The organism is Sphingopyxis sp. (genome assembly GCF_051861155.1).
Lineage (GTDB): Bacteria > Pseudomonadota > Alphaproteobacteria > Sphingomonadales > Sphingomonadaceae > Sphingopyxis.
Window position 1 is genome coordinate 121,766 of record NZ_JBHYDE010000009.1, and the last position, 24,166, is coordinate 145,931.

The 24,166-nt window shown below is 63.1% G+C and carries 25 protein-coding genes; 17 read left to right on the forward strand and 8 right to left on the reverse strand.

Annotated features, from left to right (window positions below):
* Positions 1-23: 23 nt before the first annotated feature.
* From ACTIFP_RS15835 to ACTIFP_RS15870, 8 genes are all read left to right on the forward strand, one after another.
* Positions 24-440: a MerR family transcriptional regulator gene (locus ACTIFP_RS15835; protein WP_439569673.1), complete on the forward strand. Its 417-nt coding sequence runs from the start codon at positions 24-26 to the stop codon at positions 438-440.
* 146 nt (positions 441-586) lie between these two features.
* Positions 587-1,210 (forward strand): acyl-homoserine-lactone synthase, encoded by a 624-nt coding sequence (locus tag ACTIFP_RS15840; RefSeq protein WP_439569674.1) that lies wholly within the window; start codon positions 587-589, stop codon positions 1,208-1,210.
* Positions 1,207-2,073: a phytanoyl-CoA dioxygenase family protein gene (locus ACTIFP_RS15845; RefSeq protein WP_439569675.1), complete on the forward strand. Its 867-nt coding sequence runs from the start codon at positions 1,207-1,209 to the stop codon at positions 2,071-2,073. Before ACTIFP_RS15840 ends, ACTIFP_RS15845 begins: the two co-directional genes overlap by 4 nt.
* Entirely contained in the window at positions 2,070-2,666 is a 597-nt protein-coding gene (locus ACTIFP_RS15850; RefSeq protein ID WP_439569676.1) for a GntR family transcriptional regulator, read from the forward strand. Before ACTIFP_RS15845 ends, ACTIFP_RS15850 begins: the two co-directional genes overlap by 4 nt.
* A gap of 286 nt (positions 2,667-2,952) precedes the next feature.
* On the forward strand, positions 2,953-3,528 hold the full coding sequence (locus ACTIFP_RS15855) for an RNA polymerase sigma factor (RefSeq protein WP_439569677.1): 576 nt from the start codon (positions 2,953-2,955) through the stop codon (positions 3,526-3,528).
* Entirely contained in the window at positions 3,525-4,538 is a 1,014-nt protein-coding gene (locus ACTIFP_RS15860; RefSeq protein ID WP_439569678.1) for a FecR family protein, read from the forward strand. Before ACTIFP_RS15855 ends, ACTIFP_RS15860 begins: the two co-directional genes overlap by 4 nt.
* Before the next feature lie 98 nt (positions 4,539-4,636).
* A complete protein-coding gene (locus ACTIFP_RS15865) occupies positions 4,637-7,180 on the forward strand; it encodes a TonB-dependent receptor domain-containing protein (RefSeq protein ID WP_439569679.1) in 2,544 nt (847 codons plus the stop codon).
* A gap of 2 nt (positions 7,181-7,182) precedes the next feature.
* A complete protein-coding gene (locus ACTIFP_RS15870) occupies positions 7,183-8,394 on the forward strand; it encodes a hypothetical protein (RefSeq protein ID WP_439569680.1) in 1,212 nt (403 codons plus the stop codon).
* Positions 8,395-8,509: 115 nt separating this feature from the next.
* Here ACTIFP_RS15870 and ACTIFP_RS15875 read toward each other — a convergent pair whose 3' ends face one another.
* The 8 genes from ACTIFP_RS15875 to ACTIFP_RS15910 form a co-directional block, all read right to left on the reverse strand.
* Positions 8,510-9,211, reverse strand: a complete 702-nt coding sequence (locus tag ACTIFP_RS15875) for an FAD-dependent oxidoreductase (RefSeq protein WP_439569681.1) — start codon at positions 9,209-9,211, stop codon at positions 8,510-8,512.
* A gap of 11 nt (positions 9,212-9,222) precedes the next feature.
* Entirely contained in the window at positions 9,223-9,672 is a 450-nt protein-coding gene (locus tag ACTIFP_RS15880) for a ketosteroid isomerase-related protein (RefSeq protein ID WP_439569682.1), read from the reverse strand.
* Positions 9,672-10,511, reverse strand: coding sequence for an S-formylglutathione hydrolase (gene fghA / locus ACTIFP_RS15885; RefSeq protein WP_374391921.1), 840 nt, complete (start codon positions 10,509-10,511; stop codon positions 9,672-9,674). The genes ACTIFP_RS15880 and fghA overlap by 1 nt, the downstream gene beginning before the upstream one ends.
* Before the next feature lie 8 nt (positions 10,512-10,519).
* Positions 10,520-10,915: a VOC family protein gene (locus ACTIFP_RS15890; RefSeq protein WP_439569683.1), complete on the reverse strand. Its 396-nt coding sequence runs from the start codon at positions 10,913-10,915 to the stop codon at positions 10,520-10,522.
* 25 nt (positions 10,916-10,940) lie between these two features.
* Positions 10,941-12,053 (reverse strand): S-(hydroxymethyl)glutathione dehydrogenase/class III alcohol dehydrogenase, encoded by a 1,113-nt coding sequence (locus ACTIFP_RS15895; RefSeq protein ID WP_439569684.1) that lies wholly within the window; start codon positions 12,051-12,053, stop codon positions 10,941-10,943.
* Positions 12,054-12,275: 222 nt separating this feature from the next.
* Positions 12,276-13,364, reverse strand: a complete 1,089-nt coding sequence (locus ACTIFP_RS15900; RefSeq protein WP_439569685.1) for a Rieske 2Fe-2S domain-containing protein — start codon at positions 13,362-13,364, stop codon at positions 12,276-12,278.
* Positions 13,365-13,389: 25 nt separating this feature from the next.
* Entirely contained in the window at positions 13,390-15,870 is a 2,481-nt protein-coding gene (locus ACTIFP_RS15905; RefSeq protein WP_439569686.1) for a TonB-dependent receptor, read from the reverse strand.
* Positions 15,871-15,914: 44 nt separating this feature from the next.
* Entirely contained in the window at positions 15,915-16,970 is a 1,056-nt protein-coding gene (locus ACTIFP_RS15910) for a Rieske 2Fe-2S domain-containing protein (RefSeq protein WP_439569687.1), read from the reverse strand.
* Positions 16,971-17,125: 155 nt separating this feature from the next.
* Here ACTIFP_RS15910 and ACTIFP_RS15915 point away from each other — a divergent pair, with 155 nt between their 5' ends.
* From ACTIFP_RS15915 to ACTIFP_RS15955, 9 genes are all read left to right on the forward strand, one after another.
* Positions 17,126-17,830, forward strand: a complete 705-nt coding sequence (locus ACTIFP_RS15915; RefSeq protein WP_439569688.1) for a TetR/AcrR family transcriptional regulator — start codon at positions 17,126-17,128, stop codon at positions 17,828-17,830.
* Positions 17,831-18,007: 177 nt separating this feature from the next.
* Positions 18,008-18,490 (forward strand): hypothetical protein, encoded by a 483-nt coding sequence (locus ACTIFP_RS15920; RefSeq protein WP_439569689.1) that lies wholly within the window; start codon positions 18,008-18,010, stop codon positions 18,488-18,490.
* 10 nt (positions 18,491-18,500) lie between these two features.
* The gene (locus tag ACTIFP_RS15925) at positions 18,501-19,487 is read left to right on the forward strand and encodes a hypothetical protein (RefSeq protein ID WP_439569690.1); all 987 of its coding nucleotides are present in this window, start codon (positions 18,501-18,503) and stop codon (positions 19,485-19,487) included.
* Positions 19,487-20,233: an alpha/beta fold hydrolase gene (locus ACTIFP_RS15930; protein WP_439569691.1), complete on the forward strand. Its 747-nt coding sequence runs from the start codon at positions 19,487-19,489 to the stop codon at positions 20,231-20,233. The genes ACTIFP_RS15925 and ACTIFP_RS15930 overlap by 1 nt, the downstream gene beginning before the upstream one ends.
* Positions 20,230-21,276: a Rieske 2Fe-2S domain-containing protein gene (locus ACTIFP_RS15935; RefSeq protein ID WP_439569692.1), complete on the forward strand. Its 1,047-nt coding sequence runs from the start codon at positions 20,230-20,232 to the stop codon at positions 21,274-21,276. Before ACTIFP_RS15930 ends, ACTIFP_RS15935 begins: the two co-directional genes overlap by 4 nt.
* Complete coding sequence (locus ACTIFP_RS15940) at positions 21,273-21,668, forward strand: cupin domain-containing protein (RefSeq protein ID WP_431592846.1); 396 nt, start codon at positions 21,273-21,275, stop codon at positions 21,666-21,668. Before ACTIFP_RS15935 ends, ACTIFP_RS15940 begins: the two co-directional genes overlap by 4 nt.
* On the forward strand, positions 21,656-22,426 hold the full coding sequence (locus ACTIFP_RS15945; RefSeq protein WP_439513685.1) for an HpcH/HpaI aldolase family protein: 771 nt from the start codon (positions 21,656-21,658) through the stop codon (positions 22,424-22,426). Before ACTIFP_RS15940 ends, ACTIFP_RS15945 begins: the two co-directional genes overlap by 13 nt.
* Positions 22,427-22,443: 17 nt before the next feature.
* The gene (locus tag ACTIFP_RS15950) at positions 22,444-23,376 is read left to right on the forward strand and encodes a 3-keto-5-aminohexanoate cleavage protein (protein WP_439569693.1); all 933 of its coding nucleotides are present in this window, start codon (positions 22,444-22,446) and stop codon (positions 23,374-23,376) included.
* Positions 23,363-24,145 (forward strand): enoyl-CoA hydratase/isomerase family protein, encoded by a 783-nt coding sequence (locus ACTIFP_RS15955; protein WP_439513687.1) that lies wholly within the window; start codon positions 23,363-23,365, stop codon positions 24,143-24,145. Before ACTIFP_RS15950 ends, ACTIFP_RS15955 begins: the two co-directional genes overlap by 14 nt.
* The last annotated feature ends 21 nt before the right edge of the window (positions 24,146-24,166 follow it).

Consider the following 24,166-nt stretch of genomic DNA (forward strand, 5'->3'; position numbering starts at 1 on the left):
CAGACTCAAGAGGTATTTTGACGATGACCGCAACCGGCGCGATGAAGATCGGCGAACTCTCGCGCCGTACAGGCTGCAACATCGAAACCATCCGCTATTATGAGCGTATCGGCGTCCTGCACGTTCCACTCCGGCGCGGGCGCTATCGCAGCTACGGCGAGGAGGATGTGGGGCGCCTCGGCTTCGTGCGCCGCGCCCGCGAGCTCGGGTTCACCCTCGACGAGGTGCGAGCGCTGCTCCAGCTCGCGACTGGCGGCCAGGCTGCCTGCGCCGAGGTGCGCGGCGTCGCGGCATCGCATCTTGCAAATGTGCGGGCCAGGATCGCCGATCTCACGCGGATGGAACGGGTTCTCGCCGATTCGGTACGCGCTTGCGACGCCGGAGACGACCCCGCCTGTCCGCTGCTGCAATCGCTTCAGGCCGGAATGCCGCGCGACTGATCGTCCGGGTGGCGCCGATGTGACGCCATGCGACAAGATCAGCTATCGAGGGTTCCGAAATCGCCCAGATCATCCCCATATCTGGGGATACGCGCAGTCCATGGAAAATGATCTGATTCCCGGCACCAAACAGCCGAGGAACAATCATGATCAATATGACCCCGCGGGCGCCCGGCGCGCCCGGGAATGCGGCGCTGCGCGCCATGTTCGCGGCGCGCAAGCGCGTCTTCATCGACCTGCTCAAATGGGATCTGCCCGTGCTGGCGGGCCAATATGAGCTCGACGAGTTCGATACGCCGGCAGCCCGCTATCTCATTCTTCTCGATGCCGATGGTCACCACTGCGCATCGGCGCGGCTGCTCCCGACCGAGGGCGAACATCTCCTCGGCAATCATTATGCGCATCTGTGCGCAGGCCATGTGCCGCGCGGCCCCACGATCTGCGAGATCAGCCGCTTCTGCCTCGACCGCGACCAGGACGCCGCATCGCGCCGCGTCGCGCGCGACCAGCTGGTGACGGCCCTCGCAGAGCATGCGCTACGCGAGGGCATCACCGATTACACCGGCGTCGCCGACTCATGCTGGTTCGATCAGGTCCAGGGGTTCGGCTGGCGATGCGCGGCGCTCGGGCCGCAGACCGCGGATCCAGGCGGTCGGCTGATGGCGTTGCACATCCATATCGACGCCCATGTGCTGGACGACCTCAAACGCGGCGGCGTCTATGCGCCGCTCTCGCTCCACCTCGCCGACAATGGGGAGGCCGTGACATGACCTGCCTTTCGTCCAGTGCGCTTGCCCATGAACTCCGCGAGACAGGCTATTGTATCGTCCCCGACCTGATACCCCCGAACGCGATTGCGGCCCTCGACGCCGATCTCGATCCGGTCTTTGCCGCGACGCCGTTCGGGCGCGGCGATTTCTATGGCCATCGCACCAAAAGGTTCGGCGCACTGCTGAAACGCTCGGTCTGGGCGCAGGCTCTGGCGCTCGAGCCGAAGATTCTCGCGATGGTGCGCGAGCTTCTCGGCGAAGCCTGCGAGACTATCCAGCTCAATGTCGCACAAGCGATCGAGATACACCCCGGCGAGATCAGACAATTCCCGCACCGCGACCATGACATGTGGACAGGCGAGAAGGGCGCCCATGAATATCTGGTCAACGTCATCTGGCCGCTCACCCCCTTCACCGCGGAGAATGGCGCAACGCACATCTATCCCCATAGTCATGGCGCGAACGGCATGGCGAAGATGGATCCCGGCGAACCCGTGGTCGCGGCCTGCGGGCCGGGCGCCGCGATCTGCTTTCTCGGCTCGACCGCACATGGCGCCGGTGCCAATATCAGCGACAAGGTCCGCCGCGGTGTCGTGATCGGCTACAGCCTCGGCTGGCTCAAACCCTATGAGAATCTTTGGCTCGCCTATCCGCCCGAGATCGCGCGCACTTTCCCGCCCGAGCTTGCCGCACTCGCGGGCTACCGCCAGCACCGTCCCAATCTCGGCAATTATGAAGGGCAATGCCCCTCGGTCCTGCTCGGAGACGATATCCCCGATCATATCGGCGCTGTCGATGCGCTCCGTCCGGACCAGATGGAGATGCTGGCGGCGTTCGCGGCGGCCGAGCGGAGGGGCGCATGAGCCCCGCGCATGTGGTCGAACCGACCTATGAAGCGATCAAGCGCCGGCTGATGACCGGCGGCTGGATAGCTGGAAGCCGTCTGGAATCGGCAAAGATTGCCGATCAGCTGGGCGTCAGCGTGACGCCGGTGCGCGACAGCCTCTACCGTCTGACCGGCGAGCGCATGGTCGATTTCATGCACGGTGAGGGGTTTCATGCGCATCGCCTGACCGAGACCGAATATCGCGATATGCTCGAACTCCACCTGATCCTGCTGCTCGCGGCGCTCGCAACGACGCCGCGCGGGAGCATGGTGTCGGGCACACCGCCTAACGATTATCCCGACCGCGTCGGCGGGCTGTTTCTCGAACTGGCGGTTCGGTCCGCCAATGGCGAACTGATCGCGAGCATCACCGCACTCGGCGATCGTCTCCATCTTGCGCGACACCTCGACGAGCAGATCGTCGGCGAAACAGGTGCCGAGTTCAGTGCGCTCGCGGCCACGCTCGCAAGCGGCGCCGCGCATGAGACGCGTAATCTTCTGTTGCGCTATCATGAACGTCGCTCCGCGGAAGCGGCCAGTTACGCCCGGCTGCTCGGAGGCGCACCATAATCGCTGGCCGATCGGCCGCGACCTGCCCGCACCCATAAACCCTTGTCTTGGCGCCCCCATACTGACATGATTCGGCCGCGCGGGACTGATCTGGCAACGCTCGCGCGGAATTTCCGCCAGCCATTATGAACGCCCGTCCTTGGCGGACAGGCGGCCGTTCCGGACCATGCCGCGCCCGCGCGGCCAAACGGCGGCACAGCGTTGGACGATCGATAGCCCGGCCAGTGCCGGCCCGCGATCTTGTGCCAGTCGGCTACGTAAATTGTCATCATACTCCGCCAAGAAATTGTCGCAGCAGCGCCACCCCTTTTCGGTGTCGTCGGCCTGTCACGCGCATCCCGACGACCGGCCCGTGGCGGTGCCAGAGAATCCAAGCGATCTCGACGACGCGTTTCGGGCGCATGGCCCTTCGCTCTTCCATTTTCTGCGCCGAAAGGCGGGAGCCGAGGAGGCACCGGACCTCGTGCAGGAGGTGTTTGCGCGTGCGGCGGGCAGCGAGCAACGCCACAACCTCGCCAATCCCGGCGGCTTCCTTCGCCGCATAGCGCAGAATCTGCTGATCGACCGCGCACGGCGGCAGCGGCGCAATCCCGCGCTTTTCTTTTCCTTCCAGGAAGAGAGCGACGCCGCCAGCCCGCCGCAGCAGGAATGGAATATGGAAGCCGACGATCTTCTGAGGCTCTATGAGGAGGCGGTTGACGCCATGCCGCCGAAGACCCGCCGCGTGTTTCTGATGCACCGGGTCGACGAACTCAGCTATCGTGAGATACATGAATGTCTCGGCATCAGTATCGCGACGGTGGAATATCATATGATGAAGGCGCTCGGCTTTATCGCGAAGGTGGTGGACAGCGGCCGATGAGCCACGGGTCTGACGACTACCCCGTCGACGAGGTAGCGCATGCGTGGCTCGTCAAGATGCGTGGCGACGATGCCGATGCGCTCCGCGGCGAATTCGAGAACTGGCTTGCGTCGTCGCCGGCCCACAAGGCCGCCTATGACCGGGTCGCAAAAAACCTTGCCGTGTCCGCCATGCTCAAAACCTCATCGCGCCACGGCGCGGCGCATGCCGGGCAACGCAGGGGTCGTCGCCCGGGTGCGCGCCGCTGGCTGTCGGTCGGGGTCGTAGCGGCGGCCGTGGCGGTGCTGCTGTTAGCCTTCGGCGCTGGCGGCGCCCCGCTTCACGGCCCGTTCGGGGATGGCCCGTTGGCCGCACAAGCGGCTGAGCCGCTGGTGACGCGGCGTGGCGAAATCCGCAGTTTCCGCTTCGCCGATGGCTCGACCGCGGTGCTCGACACCGACAGCAAGGTCGAGGTTTCGCTCGCGAAAGCGGTGCGCCATCTTCGGCTCGCCAAAGGGCGGGTCCGTCTGTCGGTCACTGGCACGGGACAGCCGCTTCGCATCGAAGCCGGTGATGCCGTGATGACGGCCCGCGACGCAGCATTGGATGTCGGGCTCGGCAAGGATGGGGAGCTTCGGGTGAGGCTGCTGCGCGGCAAGGCGGATATCCAATTTGCCGATGCCCCGGAAATCGGCGCGGAGCGGGCCGCAATCCTGTCGCCGGGCAAGTCCGTCACCTATGGCCCTGGCGGCAAGGAGCAGCCACGGGCTGCATCAACCACGCAGGACGATGCCCGCGAATGGCCGACCGGCTGGGCGGAATATCGGTCGATCCGGCTCGACAGGCTGATCGCCGAAGTCAATCGCTATGCGGCAAGGCCGATCATCATCGACGACGCTGCGACAGCGCGTCTCGAGGCGTCGGGACGATTCAGGATCAGCCAGCCCGAAACCGTGGCCGATCGTCTCGCCCTATTGTTCGATCTGGAAATCACCAAGCGCGCCGACGGCATCCACCTGCGCCGCCGATAATTTTTTCATCGCTCCACTAAGGCGGTCGCCGACGAGGCGTCATCGCTCCCCCAAAGGCCGTGTGCCCAACGCATCCGGCCCCACAACCAAGGGGGAGTATGATGATGTCCATAAAGTCTCGTTCATTGCTTGCGCTGATGGTCAGCGCGGCCTGCCTGCATCCGGTTGCCGCCGCAGCCCAGTTGCGGGATCGCCAGAGCTTCGACCTGCCCGCGCAGGATCTCGGCGATGCATTGCGCAAAGTGGCCGCGCAGGCAGGGATAGAACTTTATGCGCCGGCGGCCGATCTCGCCGGACGGAAAGCCCCGCCGCTAAAGGGCGATATCACCCCACGCGAGGCAATCGAGACCCTGCTGCACGGAACTGGTCTCACCGCCCGCTTCGAGAACGGGTCGGTCGTCATCCTGGGGCGAGCGCAACCCGAGGCGGCTAACAGTGAGGTGGCGCGGGAAGACATTGTCGTGACCGGTAGCCGCATTGCAGGCGCGCCTTCCGCCGCCCCGGTGATCAGCGTGACGAGCGAAGATATCCGCAATGCCGGCCAGGCCGATCTTGGCGAAGTCGCCCGTAGCCTGCCGCAGAATTTCGGGGGCGGGTACAACCCGGGCATCGGCAACGGCCAGGGAGCCCCCAACGAGAATGTCAATGTTAATGGCGCCTCGACCTTCAACCTCCGCGGCATCGGGCCCAATGCAACGCTGACACTGCTCAACGGCAACCGCTTCGCCTACACTGGGGTCTCCTCGGTGATCGACGTGAGCGCGATCCCCGTCTCGGCGGTCGAGCGGATCGAAATCGTTCCCGACGGCGCCTCGGCAATTTATGGTGCCGACGCGGTGGCCGGGGTGGTCAACATTCTCCTGAAACGAGATTATGAAGGCGTCTCCGCGACTGCGCGTATCGGCGCTTCGACGGATGGCGGCAATGTGCAACAACAATATGGGCTGCTCGGCGGCACCAGTTGGGCATCGGGCGGGCTGCTCGCAGCCTATGATTATAACCGCTCGTCTGCGATCCGCGCGGGCGACCGCGACTATGCTGGCGCGGCCAATCCCGAGACGATGCTCTTTCCCAAGACGTGGCGGCAGTCGCTGCTGTTGAGCGGACACCAGGCTCTGGGACCTGACGTCACGCTTGCCGTCGACCTCCTCTACAAGAAGAGCCGGCTTCATTCGGTGACTGGATATAGCCTGACCCTCACGCCCGATCAGTTGGGCCTCGACAATGTCAGCACCTCGGAAATCTTCGGGATAGCGCCCAGCCTCTCGGCCGAGCTTGGCGGCGACTGGCGCTTCAAGGCGAGCGGCTTCTTCGGTACTGATCGCACCGGCGGGTTTTCCGAGCTCTTTTTCGGCGGCACACTGCTCGCCCGCATCGACAAGCATTTCTTCAACCGCAACCTTGCCCTCGAAGGCGGGTTCCAGGGCCCATTGTTCGCGCTGCCGGCGGGCGACGTGCGCCTGGCCTTCGGCGGGGGTGCGCGGCGCAATAGCTTCTTCTCGGAGTCACCGACCGGCGATGTTGAGCGGCGGCGCGACAATCTCTTCGCCTATGGCGAACTTCTTGTCCCACTCACGTCGCCCGAGCAACAGATTGAGGGGTTACACCGCCTGTCGCTCACCGGTGCGCTGCGCTTCGAGGATTATTCCGACGCGCCGAGTATCGTCACCCCGAAACTCGGTATCGTCTGGGAGCCCGCTCGTATCCTCCGGCTCGGTGCATCGTGGGGACGTTCGTTCAAGATGCCGACGCTTTACCAGCAGTATAGCGGCTATTCGGCGATCTATGGTCGCGCCGCGCGATACGGGAGCGGCTATCCGGCTGGCGCGACGATCGTCTTCGCGGCCGGACCTGACAGCCGACTGGGTCCCGAGCGCTCCGAGAATCTGACGTTCAGTGCGCAGCTCACTCCGATGCGCGGCCTCGAACTGACCGCCGCTTGGTACAGGATCGATTACACCGACCGCGTCGCGACGCCGATTCCGTCGCTCGTCGGCGTCCTCGACAATCCGCTCTACGCGGAGCTCGTCACGCTAAACCCCGATACGGCCGATCTCGCCGCGATCATCGAGGGGTCACTCCTCGGCCTCGAGAATAGCACAGGCCTGCCTTACAATCCCGCCAATGTCGTCGCCTTCATCGACGCGCGCGACCGCAATATTGCGCGCCAGCGCTTTTCGGGGATCGATCTTTCGATGCGCTACCGCCTTGAGCTGGAGGGCGGCAAAGAACTGACACTCTCTGTCGCGGGCAGCTTTCTGAAAAGCCGTCAGCAAATCCTTCCGGGCGCCGCCTGGACGCCGCTCGCAGGCGCATTGTTCCATCCATCGCGCTTTCGAGGGCGCGGGGGGCTGAGCTATGGCGACGAGCGTTTCTCCCTTGCCGCATTCGTCAGTCATATGAGCGGGCTAAATGATGACCGACAGGCCGTGCGCGTGCGTATTCCCGCCTATACGACGCTCGACCTCACGGCGCGGGTGCGGATCGGCAAGGGGACCGAGGTGTCGGTCGCTGCGCTCAATCTTTTCAATGCCGAGCCGACGTCGATCGTCACCGCCCTCCCCAGCGATACCCCCTACGATACGACAAATTACTCACCGGCAGGACGCTTCGTCGGCTTTACCGTGCGGCAGGAGTGGTGAACATGAACCGGTATCTTCTGCTCACAGGCGCGATGCTGTGCGGCACTGTGCTACCGATGTCGGCAACCACCGCCGCTGAAAAAGCCGGTCGCGGTTGGACGATCGACGATCTGCTCACCGTCCCCGAGGTGCGCTCGCTGTCCGTTTCGGCCGACGCAAAGAGAGCGCTCTACGTCGTGCGGATCGCCGACCGGAAAAGCGACCGCACGGCCGCGCTGCTACGATTGGTCGATCTGGAGACGGGTGCGACCCGCGAGTTGCTGCGCGTCGCGTGGATTGATCAGCTGAAGCGCATACCCGGCACCACCGATTGGAGCGCGCGGATCGATAAGGGCGACGGCGTCCAGCTCTACCGGATCGCGGCGAACGGCGCGGTGACCCCGATCATCATTCATCCCGCTACGGCCATTTATGGCGATGCAGAGAGCAGCGTGTTTCCGGGATATGCCCATGCGCCGCTCGCTACGGGTGTACGCGCGCACAGCTGGTCGCCTGATGGTCGTTGGCTCTGGTACGTGGTCCTCGACGCCCAACCCTTCGCCAGCGCTGTGCACTATGACGGTGAAGTCACAAAAGAACGCGCGCGACGCCGGTCACCGGGCCAGGCAACAGCTTCGATCTTTCTTCGCGATCCGGAGGGAAAGGACATTCTCGTCGCGACGCGCGAGCAGAGCGATCTTCGGACGTTTTTCGACAGCAGCTTCGTCCGATGGACAGAGGACGAAGTGCAATTCGATGTGATGGAAAGCGGCCCGGCCGGACAAATGCAGGTCCAGACGATGGGCTGGTCGTTCCGATCGGCACGAATCCGGGTCGTCGACGGCAAAGTAGCGCGTGGTTACTGGCGCCTCCCCGGCCTTCATGGCGGGCGGCTGTCATCCGAAGGCACCGGCGATACCCGCGAGCTTGTCGAAACGGTCACGGGCGGCAAGCGACGCAGCTTAGGACGGTTTCCGTTCGCTGTGGGCGATGGTCGCGCGGTCGGCGGCTTTTCGGAACTTACTATCCGGGCGATGTTGGGCCACGCCTCACAGAATGTGACACAAGATTACGTGCATATCGACGAGGCCCTCAAGCTCGCAGTTCAGCGGACCTCCGACGAGATCGAACGATTGCTCACCTCCGGGCGCGCGAAGCTACAACGTCTGGACTGTCAAACGGCGTTCAAAAGGGACCCCCGATCGGCGTCGAAGAGGGACCCCCTTTTCGGATAATATGATGCTGGTTTGTTGAAGATGGCCTTGCGCTGCGTGCGGCGGAGGGCGGGCGTAGCCCGACCGGAGGCGCGCGCAGCGCAAGATAGATTTTTGAAGGCGCCGAAGGTGGCTGTCAGCTGCGGTTTTTGAAGCGCCAGCTGTCGTTGCCCGTCTCGACGATATCGCAGTGGTGGGTGACGCGGTCGAGCAGCGCCGTGGTCATCTTGGGATCGACGCCATGCTCGCGATGCTCCTTCTCGTAGAACCGCGAGAGGTCGACCCCTGCGACACGGGCGAGAACGCGATCGAGCGCTTCGAGCAGCACTACCTTCTTGCCCGCCTTGTTGAGCACCGCGGCCGCCTCGAGACCGATATAGCCGCCGCCGATCACGACGATCTGGCCCGCAGTCTCCGACGCCGCTTTCATCGCATCGGCGTCGGCGCGCGTGCGCACGCCCTGCACGCCGGGCAGGTCGCCGCCGGGGATCGGGAGCATGCGCGGGCTGCCGCCGGTCGCCCAGACGAGCTTGCCATAACCGATCGTCTCGCCGCCGTCGGTCGTGACCGTGTGCGCCACGGGATCGACGGTGACGACGCGGCGACCGAGCAGCATCGTCACCTCGCGCTCGTCCCAATATTTGGCTGGACGCAGCTGGATGCGTTCGAATTCCTTCTCGCCCGCAAAATATTCCTTCGACAGCGGCGGGCGCTCGTAAGGAAGCTCGGGTTCGTCGCCGATGATCGCGATGCTGCCTTCGAACTTTCGCGTGCGCAGCATCACGGCGACCTGCGCGCCGCCATGGCCTGCCCCTACGATGACAACGTCGAAGCGCATGTCTGTCTCCCTCAACTCACCTGGGCAATCCAGTCGGCGAGATTATAATGGTTGCCGACTCGGACAATCTTGCCGTCCCGGATGTGGAAGAAAGCGCCTGCTCGAATGCGATAATGCTGGTCGACTGCGCGGGGAAAACCCTCGTCGGTGAGAATGTAGACCCCGTTCACCACAAATTCGGCGGCGGCATTGTCGCCATCGTCCGAGACCATGACCACGGGCTCGACGATCGTCTCGACATAGCAGCGATTCATGTGATCCAGAAATTCAACGAACGCTCGCTTCCCAGTTCGCGCGGCTCCCTGCGAGGGTTCATGCACGACGTCATCGCTTAGCAAATCCAACATTTCCTGCGGCTCTCGCCGATTGAATGCAGCAAAATATTGCTCGATCAGCGCGCCATGGGAGCGCACAAGCTTGGTCCCCGGGTTGGAACGACGGCCTTCGGTGTGCACGGCCATCACAAGCGCGCCGCATGCCAGGCGAGATGGTCCGCCATGAACGACGAGATGAAGAAATAGCTGTGGTCGTAGCCCGGTTGAAGCCGCAGCGTCAGGTCGATGCCGGCGTCGTTGCAGGCTTTCGACAACAGCGACGGCCGCAATTGTTCGACCAGAAAGCCATCGGCTTCGCCTTGATCAACCAGTATTTCTGAGACGCGCGCGCCATCTTCGATCAGCGCCACCGTGTCATGCGCGCGCCAGGCCGACCGGTCCTCGCCCAGATAGCCGCGCAATGCCTTCTCGCCCCATGGCACGCGGCTAGGCGCAACGATGGGGGCGAAGGCCGACACCGACCGGAACCGGTCGGGGTGCCGCAGCGCCATGGTGAGCGCGCCATGCCCGCCCATCGAGTGCCCCATGATCGCCTGCCGGTCCATGTCGGCTGGAAACTCCCGGGCAATCAGTCCCGGGAGTTCCTCAGTGATATAAGTCCACATGCGATAGTGAGCCGCATAAGGTGCTGCCGTCGCATCCACATAGAAGCCCGCGCCCAAGCCAAAATCATATGCGCCATCGGCATCGTCCGCCACACCCTCGCCTCGCGGACTCGTATCGGGTGCGACAAAGATCAGGCCAAGCTCTGCACAGGCCTTGCGAAACTCGCCCTTCTCCGTGACGTTGGCATGGGTGCAAGTCAGGCCCGAGAGGTACCAGACCACCGGCATACCCGTGCCGGAGCGTCTCTCCGGTACAAACACCGAAAAGGTCATGTCCGTGCCGGTAACGGCCGAGGCGTGCTTGTACACGCCTTGGACGCCGCCGTGGCTCAGAACGGACGAGACTGGCTCGAGGCTCATCGTTCGCGTCAATCCGTGAAGTGGTAGACGCAGATCTTGTTGCCTGCTGGGGCGCGAAGATAGGCGGCATAGGCGCCGGGCAGATGATCGCGCGGTCCAGGCGCGCCTTCATCGTTGCCGCCATTAGCCAGTCCAGCCGCATGGAATGCGTGGACTTCATCCACCGTAGCGGCGGCAAAGCCAACGGTTGCGCCATTGCTCGACGGTGCCTCGCCGTTCCCGGGGCGCGCGATGATGAAGGCGGGCTTGTCGCGGCCGTACAGCACCCAGCCGTTGCCGAACGGACCGAGAATCTGGATACCAAGCGCGCCGAGCGCGGCATCGTAGAATTTGGCCGACGCAGCAGTGTCGGCCGCACCGATGAAGACGTGCGAGAATACGTCGTTACCCGAAATAACGGCCATCACATCATTCCTTCAGTCGGTTGAACTAGAATACCACCACGCTGCGGATGCTCTCGCCCGCGTGCATCAGGTCGAAACCCTTGTTGATCTCATCCAGCCCCATGACGTGGGTGATCATCGGGTCGATCTCGATCTTGCCGGTCATATACATGTCGACGATCTTCGGCACGTCGGTGCGGCCCTTCGCGCCGCCGAAGGCGGTGCCGCGCCAGTTGCGCCCGGTGACGAGCTGGAACGGGCGCGTCGCGATTTCCTTGCCCGCCTCGGCCACGCCGATGATGATCGAGGTGCCCCAGCCGCGGTGACAGGCTTCGAGTGCGATGCGCATCACTTCGGTGTTGCCCGTCGCGTCGAACGTATAATCGGCGCCGCCGTCGGTCATTTGGACGATCGTCGCGACGACATCCTCGCGGCTCATGCCCTTCGAATTGAGGAAGTCGGTCATGCCGAACTTGCGGCCCCATTCTTCGCGGTCGGGGTTGATATCGACGCCGATGATCTTGTCGGCGCCCGCGAGCCGCGCGCCCTGGATCACGTTGAGCCCGATGCCGCCGAGCCCGAAGACGACGACATTGTCGCCGACCTGGACCTTGGCGGTGTTGATCACTGCGCCGACCCCGGTGGTCACGCCGCAGCCAATGTAGCAGCTCGACTGGAACGGCGCGTCTTCGCGGATCTTTGCGACCGCAATCTCGGGCAGCACGGTGAAGTTCGAGAAGGTCGAGCAGCCCATATAATGGAAGATCGGCTGGCCCTTGTAGCTGAACCGCGTCGTGCCGTCGGGCATCAGCCCCTTGCCCTGCGTGGCGCGGATCGCGGTGCAGAGGTTCGTCTTGCCCGACAGGCAGCTTTTGCACTGGCGGCATTCGGGGGTGTAGAGCGGGATCACATGGTCGCCGGGAACGACGCTGGTGACGCCCGCGCCCACCTCGCGCACCACGCCCGCGCCCTCATGCCCCAGCACGCTCGGGAAAATGCCCTCGCTGTCGAAACCGTCGAGCGTGTAAGCGTCGGTGTGGCAGATGCCCGTCGCCATGATCTCGACCATGACCTCGCCCGCCTTCGGGCCTTCGAGGTCCAGTTCGACGATTTCGAGCGGCTTCTTCGCTTCGAACGCAACGGCGGCGCGGGTCTTCATTTGTCGTTTCCTAATCGGCTGGGAGAGTTGAGAGGCTTTGGCGCGTCGTTGGCGCCGGGTCTTTCGTTCGCGTCGGGTAGGGCACAGCCGGGCTGGTGCTTCCCGATCGCGGAGAAAACATGATCGAAGAAGGCGCAGAGCTTGCTCCCGATCGCACTCATGGCGCGCGCACCGGGAACCGCATCGTCACCTATGCGCAATGAGTTTCGAAATATGCCATCTTCAGCCGGCTTGTTCGAGCGCTGGCGCCGCCCCGAGTGCCGCATTCTGTTCGCGAACCAGCTTGCGCACGATGCCTTCGTAAAGCGTCACCGCTTTGTCGTGGACGGTCGGCATCGGCCTCCGGCTCGGGTCGAGGTTGATGATCTTCTGCTGCGCCTCGATGATCGCTTGGTCCTCGGCGAAGGCCTGGTAGTTCACCTCGCGCATGATCGCACCTTCTTCGGCGTTACCCACCCGCGTGCTTGGCCCCCAAGTGAAGAAGTAGCGCGACTTCTGCTCAGTCATCGGCATCACGAACTGCTGCGTATAATGTTCGTAGAGCAGCGTCTCGTCTGCCCTGTCCGGCTCGCCGCCGGCATATTTGTCATACGTGCCGACCGGATACATCGCATTGTAGAAATGGAATACGCCGGGCGCGAAGAAATCGAATGTCGTCCAGTGATCGAGGCGCTCATGATCGGCCGCCTTGCCCAGCGGCGGGATGGGCGGAATCTCGCGCAACCAGCGCGTCACACGGACGCCGCGCTCGATTGGCGACGTCGTCGGGACGGTCTCGGCCCATGCCTCGTCAGCGCCGAAGCTTTCGCGATGCACCCAGGTCAAATGGCCGAGATCGATCACATTGGTGATGATCAGGTCCGAACTGGCGTCATAGTCCAGCAGTCCCTCGTGAAGGAACCAGTCGGGATGCCGCATTCCGATGACAGGCGGCACGAGCGCTTCATCGGCCCGTTCCGGATTGCCCGGCCAAACCCACAGCCAGCCGCTGCGCTCCACCACCGGATAGCTGCGAACACAGGCCCGCTTCGGAACAAGGTCCTGACCGGGAATCTCGAGCGCGGCGCCCTCGGCGCTGAACAGCATGCCATGGTACATGCAGCGCAAATGGTCGCCTTCGACCCTGCCCAGCGAGAGCGGCGCCAAACGATGGACGCAGCGATCTTCGAGCGCGACCGGGCTTCCGTCCGTCTTCGCGTAGATCACGATCGGATCGCCAAGCAGCGTCGTGGCGATCATGCCCTTCTCTTCGAGTTCGCTCGTGTAGGCTGCGACATACCAGGCGTCGCGAAGTGTTTCAGATGACGTCATTTTCGCTGCTCCATCCTCTGCCTGATCAGAACCGGACCCGGGCGGTCAGATAATATTCGCGCGGCCGCGACCAGGTGACGCTGGTGGCACCGACGGCATCGACCTGCGTGCCGGTGATGATGTACCGGTCGTCGGTCAGATTCTGGACGCCGGCAACCAGTTCAAGCGCCTTGTCGTCACGCGTCCAGCGGATATTCGCGCCGACCAGATTCTGCTCGCCCGAGAAGAGCAGAGGCGTGTTGACCGCATCGCGGGCCTGGTTGCTCTTGTACGAATAGTCGCCGTGTACGGTGATCATGCCGCCTGCGGCTTCAAACAGGTCGATGTCCGCAGCCGCGCTTGCCGCCCATTTGGGCGTGTTGACGAACGAATTGTTGAGACCGACGCTCACGTCCGGATCGAGCTTGGTATATTTCGCATCGACATAGCCAAGGCTCGCGGAGAGGCGAACGCGTTCGATCGGCACCGCCTGCAGTTCCGCTTCGAAACCACGGATACGCGCCTCGCCCGCATTTTCGATGAAGGGCGAGATGCCGCGGACGACGGTAACCTGGAGGTCGGTATAGTCGGTCGAGAAGGCCGCGAGATTGAGCTGCAGGCGGCGATCGAGGAACTGCGACTTGAGACCGACTTCATAGGTCTTGGCCTCTTCGGGTCCGAAGCGCGGCGCGACGTTGCCGGGCGTCGGGATTGAAAGACGCGTGGTATAGCCGCCTGATTTGAACGCTTCGGCGTAGGAAGCATAGACCATGATGCGGTCGGTGATCCTGTACTCGGCGCCGACGCGCATCGAGAAATTATTGTAGGTGTCGCGCTGCACGCCGAGCGGATAGATCCGCGTCGGATCGTTCGGATCGGGAAGTTGTCCGGGCGTGAAGAGCCCGAGCTTCAGCAGCGACAGGTTGAGGTCGGACTGACCGGCTTCGAAGACCTTCTTGTCCTTGGTATAACGGCCGCCGAGCGTGATGCTCAGCGCATCGGTGATGTTGAAGCTGTTGTGCGTGTAGACCGCATAAGACTTGTTGGTGTTGCGATAGGGGCCGTAAAACTGCCCGAGGCCTTCAGACAGATAGGCATTTTCGAAATTGAAATTCTTCTCGTAGAAATAATAGGCGCCCACAACCGATTTAAGGCGATTATCGAAGGCATCAATCGTCAGTTGCAGTTCCTGCGAGAATTGCTTCTCCGCAAGTGCCGCCATCGTCGTCGCGATCATGATCGGAGAGCCGTCGAGATCGTTGGCGAGGAGCGCGTTGACCTTGCGATATCCGGTCGTCGACTTGAGCGCGATATCGTCCGACAGGCGAAGGTCGACAACGCCGGTTACCGACCAGGTTTCGACGTCCGACAGGTTGCCGCCATTGCCATAAGTCGTGTCGATGTCGTCGGTGATGAACTGATCGCCGAATAAGAGGCGCGGATTCGCGTTGGCGAAATTATATCCGGCAAGCCCCGGCAGCGGTGCCGCGCCCGGCACGCCGCCGCCACGGGGACCGCAGATCGGCCCCAGAAAGGCGAGCGGACCACCGGGATCGAACAGGAAACCGGGAGCCGAGATGCAGGTATTATACACCGCGGCATAGGTCGGCGCCGGAGCGAGCGGGTCGGTATCGGTTGCCACCAGCGTGATCGGCGACGACTGCTCCTTCGACTTGGCATAGTCGCCGGCGATTTTCAGCGTCAGGTCGGGCGATGCCTCCCAGAGCAGCTTGCCGCGAAACACGAAACTGTCGGTACTGCCGCGCCGGTTATCTTTGTTCCGCGGGATGATCCCGAAATTATACTCGTCGCTGACCCCCGTATCGCCGGGGAAGGGGATGATCTTCTGGTAGCCCTTCTGGCTGCGGGTCGAGAAGGAGAATTGCGAGCGCAGCGTGTCGGCAATCGGAACGTCGACGGTCCCGCGCAGTTCGAACCGATCGCGGCTGCCGTAAGTGGTCTCGCCGCGGAACGCGAACTCCTCGGCCGGATCGCGCGTAACAACGCTGATAGCACCGCCAATCGTGTTGCGTCCGAAAAGCGTGCCTTGCGGGCCCTTGAGGATTTCGATGCGCTCGATGTCGAGCAGGTCGACATTGGCGCCGATCGAGCGGGCCAGAATGACGCCATCGAGATAGACACCGACGCCCGGCTCGAGGCTCGAAGAAAGATCATTCTGCCCGATACCACGGATGAAGCCGGTCAGAATCTGCGACGACGAAACGATCGGCGCGCTCGATTCCAGCTGCACGTTGGGCGCGAAGTTCGAGATTTCGGCGACCGACCTGACACCGCGCCCTTCGAGCGCATCCGACGTAACCGCCGTGATGGAAATCGGAACGTCCTGGAGGTTTTCAGAGCGCTTCTGGGCGGTGACTACAATGTCGGCAACGCCGACACTGTCCTGCGCACCTTCGCCTTCGGTTTCCTGCGCTGCCGCCTGGCCGGTGAGCGACAGGCAAAGCGCCAGGGCCGCTCCCGACAGCCCGATATTCCGCCGCGTGGCTGCTTTGAAATTGGTACGCATATATGACCTCCCAATCGATTATTTTATGTTTGAATGTCCGCCAATCACTCGGCGGCGTGCTGAATGTCGCCTGCGCCCGCGGCCTCGCCCGCGATGAGAGCGTCCATGATGCGACGCGCCTGGACCGCTGCCGAATCCTGCGGCAGCAGCAGCGGGCGCATGTCCCAGAAGTCGCGGCCGGCCATTCGGTCCTTGACGGCCCGGACCATCGGTTCGTCCTCGGTTGAAAAGGCTTGCACGACGGCGGCTTCGATAGCCTCGGTCATGCCCGGAACATCTTCGTTGTAGTTCCGGAACATCTTCCAGAAATAGTAGCAGCTCCCCTCGCTCGAGGGCACGACGATCTGCACACTCGACAGAATCCGGCCGTCCTCTTTCCGGCCCCCTGTGGGGACAATGCCGGCGTCCATCGAAAAGACGCCCGGCGGATCCCAGCGCATGTTCGCCCAGTAGTCGACGATGTCGTCGGGACCTGCGGCCTCGGTCGCCTGGAAGACGAAAGCCGGCGGGGCTCCCGGCATCAAGCGGTTGGACTGGATGCGATTTCCGGTCTTCTTAACCGACGTAATATCTTTGGTGCCCTGGGCCGCGCCAAGCGTCGCAGGATGAAGATAGGCAGCGTGGCTGAGATCGAGCAGATTGTCGACCATGAGGTCGATGGGCAGGTCCATCCTCATCATATGCGCGCCGGTGAACGCGTAGCTTGACTCGTGGAGTTCCGGAAAGCGCGGGATCGTCGAGATGTCCGCGGGTTCCCCCGCCCCCATCCAGACCCATACAAGCCCGTCGAGTTCGACGACGGGATAGCGGCGGAGGCGTGCTGCCTTCGGCGTCGCACCATTGCCATGAGGGTTATGGACACAAGCGCCGCCGGCATCGAAACGGAGCCCGTGATAGCCACATTGCACGACGTCATCGACGAGCGAGCCGAGATGCATGGGTGCAAAGCGATGCGGGCAGGTGTCGCTGAGCGCCGCCACGTCGCCGGAGAGCTGGCGATACAGGACAAGATGGTCCCCCGCGATCGTCCGCGGCGTCAGGCTGCGTCCGATCTGTTCGGCCCAAGCGACCGTGTACCAAAGTTCGCGTGCAAAGGTCATAGCCGACCCACTCCTCTCCATGCCGACACCTTCTTCGGCGTGTACCCGACTTCGCCTCGGATTGATGTTTTGTCTATTCCGACTTATGGCGACAGCAGAAACAGCTGTCAAGAGGTCGTATTGACGGTTCGTGGAATCCGACTAGAATTGGACGGATGCAGGATATGGAACAAAGAAGGGTTCGGCAGGAAAGCCAGCCGAAACCGCGCGCGCCGCTGAATATCAACCTCGAACGACGCGCCCAGATTGGTCAGGAGAAACGGGCCCGGACCCGCACTGCGTTGCTCGATACCGCCTTTACCCTGCTCGGCCGCGAGAATGGACGCAACACGCGAATCGAAGAGATTTGCGGCGAGTCGGGCGTTTCTCGAGCCACATTCTACAATTATTTCAACAATATGGATGAGGTGTTCAGCGCCCTGTCCGACGAACTGAACCATGATTTCAACCGCGCCGTCACGCGAATCATCTCGGCGCTTCCGACCGCTGCGGAGCGCGCTAGCGCCGCTGTCCGCTATTATCTCGAGCGTGCCCTGCATGACCCTAAATGGGGTTGGGCCATGGTGAACATCAGCGCGGGTGGCCCAATCTTCGGCCAGGATACCTATGAGCACGCGCAGGCCACTGCCGGAGAAGGCATCGCGACCGGAGAATTCGAGATTCCGGGGCCGCACACGGGCCGCGACATCCAGCTCGGGACCACCCACGCCGCAATGATTACCCAGCTGCGCAACCAGCCGTCGCCGACATTCGCCGCATCGATCGCGCGTCATGTGCTGCTCGCCCTCGGCGTGCCCAAGGCGCGTGCAGATGAGGTCGTCGCGCAAGACCTGCCCGATCCGCTTCCCGGCGATTTCTGACCGCGACTCCGGCGTCTCCCTGTCTAAAGCCTCAGCCAAAAGCGTCAGCGCAATTGCGCCGGCGACGTTCGCCTGCGCCCGCATTTCCGGGCTTTCGCATCTATCGCTTGACGGACAGCCACGCGATGAATTAGTCGTATTAGACACAACATCAATACGACTCATTGGAGAGGCGTCATGGCGACTGCGCCGCAATCGACTGAAATTGACCGCGCCGTAAGCGCGGATGATCGATGGAGACTGCACGATCTCGTCAGCGAGCACTGGGCCCGCGTCGACCGGATTTCTTCAGGCTGCGCCTCCGAATTCTACGAGGCTGACGCGACGATGCGCATCGGGGCCCTCGTCCGCGACGGTCAGGCTTCGATCTCGGAATATTTCGCCGATCGGCGCGATCAAGAGGATGAATCGGGACGCCGTACCCGTCACGCCATCTCCGGCCTCGTCGTGAGCGCCACCGGCGCGGATGCGTGCGCGCTGCGCTTCCTCGCGGTCGTTCATGCGGGGACCGGCGACCTGCCCTTTGCCTCGGGACCGCCGACAACGATCGCCGACTTCACCGCCAGCTGTCGCCGCCAGTGCGACGGTCGCTGGCTGATCACCGACATTCACGCCGCCGTGATTTCCGTCGGTCCCGGCGCAGCCAGTCACGCAAAATAGGAGAAAGAATATGGCGAGTACCGCCGCTCAGAATGCCAAGGCCTATGTCGCTTGCGTTCCGCACGTTCCCATCATCTCCATGCAGGAACGCGAACAGAATCCGGGGCTGTGGCAGGCCTATGATGCTAGCGTCGCCGAGTTCGAAGCCTTCGATCCCGACGTGGTTATCGTGTTCGGCGGCGATCATTATTCGCATATCCATCTCAAGCTCGCTCCGACCTTCATGGTGGGGCACCTTGCCGAGGCGGGCGACGATTGCGGTGGCACCCCCGGCAAGCTCAACGTCCCCATGGACCTGTCGACAGGCCTCGCGGAGGCACTCATCGACGACGGCTTCGACATCGCGACCTCCTATGCGATGAAGGTCGATCACGGCTTTTCCAACGTTCTCGGCTTCTTCCTGCGCGGGGACATCGGCGCGAGGCCGGTGATCCCCGTCCACATCAACAGCCTCTCGAAACCGCGCCCGACGTTGAAGCGCTGCCGCCAGCTTGGCGAAGCGGTCGGACGTTGGGCGCGCAGCACCGGAAAGCGGGTCGCGTTTCTCGGATCGGGCGGGCTTTCGCACGAGACCGCCTTCATCTTCCCGCAATATGAGACCGCGCCGAGCGAGGAAGTGCGCACCTTCATCGTCCATGGCGGCGGCGCTGGACCGATTTCGGATCAGCAATGGCACGGCGACATCGAGTCCGAGATGAACAAGCTTTCGGCCGACCTGATCAGCGGCGAGTTCAAGGCACCCTGGATCAACAAGAAGTGGGACGAGAGCTTCCTGAAAACGCTCGAAGCCGGCGATCTTTCGGCCTTCGACAGCTGGACCGACAAAGATATTCTTGAAGCGGCGGGCTACGGGGGTGGAGAGGTCCGGATGTGGTTGGCCGCTGTCGCCGCCGGCCAGCAGGCGGGCGCACAGCCGCTCCGCGTCGACTACTATTCGGAAGACACTACTATCGCCGTCGGCGTCGGGGTCGCACATTCGCAGCTGGTAGCGGCCTGATGACCACCCCTCCCATCCTGCTCCTCCACGGTTGGGGCGGCTCCTTCGCCTCCTCGTTCGAGGCGCATGGATGGACCGCCGCCCCAGCGGCCGCCAACAGGACATTCATCCGGATGGATCTGCCCGGGCATGCCGATCCGGATGCGCCGCTGGATCCCGCTGCCTATGCCGACCTCGCGGCTTCGGTTGCCGCGAGGCTACCTCCCGAACCTGTCGACATCGTCGGCTATTCGCTCGGGGCGAAAATCGCGCTGGCACTAGCGATCGCAAGCCCGGACAAAGTGCGGCGGCTCGCCCTGTTCGGGATCGGCGACAATCTGTTTGCGCCTGAGCCGGCGGCAGATGTCATCGTAGAGGCGTTGGAGCAGGGCGTGACCGCCGATACGCCGGCCCTCGCGAAGGGCTTGGTGGAAGATTCCCAAGCGAGCGGCTCAAACCCGCTGGCGCTTGCCGCCGTGCTTCGTCGTCGCCCTAATCCGGTGGTCGACGCGACTGCGCTTGCAGACCTCGCCTCGCGCACGATGCTGATCAACTCGTCCGACGACAGGGTAGCCCAGCCGGACGAACGCCTCCGCAACGCGATGCCGGGCTTGACCTACGTCCAGCTGAACGGCCCAGGCCACGTCGCTCTGCCTGGCGATGCCGACGTGCGGCGGCTCAGTACAGAATTTCTCAAGGTCGAAGCGCAGCATAGCGGCGACGTCCCCGATCGCAAAAGAGACGATCAATCAGGAGGATGTCCGTGACCTTTATTCGTGATTGCTGGTACGGCGCAGGATGGGGCGAGGATATTTCGCGCGACTTTCTTTCGCGCATGATCCTCGGCGAGCAGGTTCTTTTCTACCGAAAGGAAGATGGGACGCCCTGCGCGATGGCGGATCTGTGTCCGCACCGCTTCATTCCGCTCAGCATGGGCAAGCTCGTCGGCGACACGGTAGAATGCCTGTACCACGGCCTCGCATTCGACTGCTCTGGCGCTTGCGTGAACAACCCGCATGGCAAGGGAATTATACCCAGGACCGCGAAGGTGAAGACCTATCCGGTGGCGGAAAAATGGGGCCTCGTATGGATCTGGATGGGCGATCATGAGCTCGCCGATCCCGAGACTATCCCCGATTATCACTGGCTGACCGACCAGAAGTATCGGCAGGTCCATGGCACGATCAAGCTCGACGCCAATTACCTGCTGGTGATGGACAATCTCACCGACCTCAGCCACGCGGGCTTTGTCCATGAGAAGACGCTCGAACCGCGGGAGATCGCGACGGCGAGCTATGAGGTGGCCGAGAAGGACGACCAAGTCTGGACGCGCCAATTCGTCCCGTCGATGCCCGTCCCGCCGCTCTTCACGATGGTCAAGGGCTTCACCGGCCAGATGGACCATTGGCTAGAGATGCGCTGCGACCCGCCCGGCTGCATGATCACCTTTTACGGCGTCACCGAGCCAGGGAAGACGCGCGAAGAAGGCTGGGGCACCTATAATCCCAATATCATCACCCCGGAAACCGAGTCGACCACCCATTATTTCTGGGCCATCGCGCGCGATTTCGACCTCGACGACGATGCGATGAGCGAGGCGTTCGCCGAGGGCGCGAGTTATGCTTTCGAACATGAGGACCGGCCGGTCATCGAAGCGCAGCAACGCGTCCTGAACGGCCGCGAGCTGATGGATATGAAGCCGGTGCTGCTCCAGAACGACCAGGGGTCTGGCCGCGCGCGGCGCATCATAGAACGGCGGCTGCGCGAAGCCGCAGCCGGTCCAGCAAAAGCCATGGAGGTAGTAGAATGACCGACGAGTCCGAAATGCCGGTGCGAGCGCCGACGCTCTACAACTGGCAAGATATTCCGCGGGAATATGTTCGCCCTGGCATCGAGCGCGCCGGTCTGGGCGGCGAAGGCGTCGTTTGCCAGTTCGGCTGGGTCGAACCCGGCGCCGCCCTTCGGCCCCACAAGCATGATCATGAGCAGATCGTCATGATCCTCGAAGGGGACTGTATCTATCATGTGGGTGGCGTGCCGCACCAATGCACGCGCGGCAGCTTTGTGCGCGTCCCGGCCCACACTGAACATTATATCGAGGTTACCGGCACTGAAACGGTCCTTAACCTCGATATTTTTGCGCCGGTCCCGCCCGAATATGCGCATTTGCTCGATCATCAGCGTCCGGAATGGCGAGGGTGAGCAGGCGCGCGTCATTCTCCGAGCGACTGCGTGACAGGACGTCGCTGACTGGTGTCTTCCAGAAATTCCCGCACCATCAGGCGACGGAGATACTCGCGATGTCCGATCTCGACTTCGCAGTTCTGGATACCGAGCATGCGCCGTTCGACCCGAGCCAGGTCGACGCATGCATGCTGGCGGGCATGGCGTGCGATTTTCCGCTCCTCGTCCGCATCGCCAGAACGGACGCCGACGCGGTGCTGAGCGCGCTCGATATGGGCGCGACGGGTGTCTTCGTGCCGCATGTCGACACTCCGGCCAAAGCGGCGAACGCGGCGCGCTTCGCTCGCTATACCGGCGGTACCCGGGGGTTCTCCCCATCGACGCGTGCCGGTGGATATGGCGGTCGTGGCCTCAAACCCTATATGGATGCTGCCGATCGCAACGTGCTCGTGATCGCGCAGATCGAGGACGCGTCCGCACTTGGATCGCTGCCGGCGATTGCGGCGACCCCTGGTATCGACGCACTGTTCATCGGACGCGCAGACCTCGCGGCGTCCTTCGGTTGCGACTGGAACGACCCGAAGCTCGACGAGGCGACAGCTCGCATCGCCCAAAGCGCGGCTGACGCCGGCATCGCTTGCGGCGCCTATCTCGCAGACCCTGCCCAGGCGGCGCGCTATCGCAGCATGGGCATTTCATTTCTCCTCGCCGGGTCTGATCAGGGCGCGCTTCGCCAGGACGTAAACCGGCTCGCCGCCGCGATGGCTCCCGCCTAAGAATAGGGAAGAAGATCATGAAGCGGGCCGAAAAGGTCATCATCACCTGCGCCGTCACGGGAAGCATTCATACGCCCTCGATGTCGCCGCATCTTCCCGTGACGCCCGCCCAGATCGCGGCCGAAGCGGTCGCGGCGGCTGAGGCCGGTGCAGCGATGGTCCACCTCCATGCGCGCCACCCCGAGGACGGGCGCCCCGATCAGACCCCCGAGCGATTTCTGGAGTTCTTGCCCGCCATCAAGGCGCAGTCCGACGCGATCCTCAATATCACGACCGGGGGCGGTCTCGGCATGACGCTCGAACAAAGACTGGCGCCCGCGCTCGCGTGCAAGCCCGAAGTCGCCTCGATGAACATGGGCTCGTTCAACTTCAACATTTCGGGAGCGGCCGGAAAGCGCACCGCATTTCAGCACGATTGGGAGCAGCCCTATCTCGAAGGGACGAAGGATCTGATCCTCTCGAACACCTTCAAGCAGATCGACTATGGCATGCGCGCGATGGGTGCCAACGGCACGCGCTTCGAGTTCGAATGTTATGATGTCGGCCATCTCTACAATCTCGCGCATTTCGCCGAGCTGAAGCTGGTTGAGCCGCCCTTCTTCGTTCAATGCGTCTTTGGAATCCTCGGCGGCATTGGCCCCGATCCGGAAAATCTCCTTCACATGCGCGCTACGGCGGACCGGCTGTTCGGCGACGATTATTATCTCTCCGTCCTCGCCGCCGGTCGTCATCAGATGCCGTTCGTGACGATGAGCACCATATTGGGCGGCAATGTGCGTGTCGGCCTCGAGGACAGCCTCTATGCCGGCAAGGGAAAGCTGGCGACGAGCAATGCGGAACAGGTCGCGAAAATCCGGCGCATCCTTGAGGAATTGAGCCTCGAAATCGCAACGCCGGCGGAAGCACGCGCGATGCTAGCGACCAAGGGTGGCGACAATGTCGGCTTCTGATACGCCGCTCGCTCTGAGCGTCGAAGATGGGGTGGCGACGCTTCGGCTGTCGCGGCCCGATGCGGGGAACGCGATCGGTCTCGAAATGGCAAAAGCCTTGGCAGAGATGAGCTCGGAGATTTCGGCGCGCGACGATATTCGTTGCGTGCTGCTCACGGGAAGCGGGCGCTTTTTCTGCGTTGGCGGAGATATCGGCGCGTTTCGTGCGGCTGGAGAAGCGGTGCCGCAATTGCTGCAGCAGATCACCGCCGCGCTGCACGAGGCTATCTCCCATCTCGCGCGCATGCCCAAGCCGTTGGTCGTGGCGGTCAATGGCGCGGCGGCTGGCGCAGGCCTCAGCCTTGCGGCGCTTGGCGACATCGTTATTTCGGCGCGCTCGGCGAGCTTCACCATGGCCTATACGGGCATCGGGCTGACGCCAGATGGCGGCGCGACCGCCATCCTCCCGCGGCTGATCGGCTTGCGGCGAACGCAGGAACTGGCGTTTACCAACCGGCGGCTCAGCGCCGACGAGGCGGCGGCGATCGGGCTCGTCACCGAGGTGGTCGACGATAGCGAACTCGAAGGACAGGCCGCCGCGTTGGCCAGCCGGCTTCGCAATGGCCCGGTATCGGCGTTCGCAAATATCCGCTCGCTCCTGATGTCCGGCCTGCCGCTCGATCAACAGATGGACCTCGAGGCCCGCACGATTTGCGACGCCGCCGGATCGCCAGAAGGGCGCGAAGGCATTGCAGCCTTCCTCGACAAGCGCCGCCCCGTCTTCAGCTAATATGCCCTCGTTCCGTTTTCG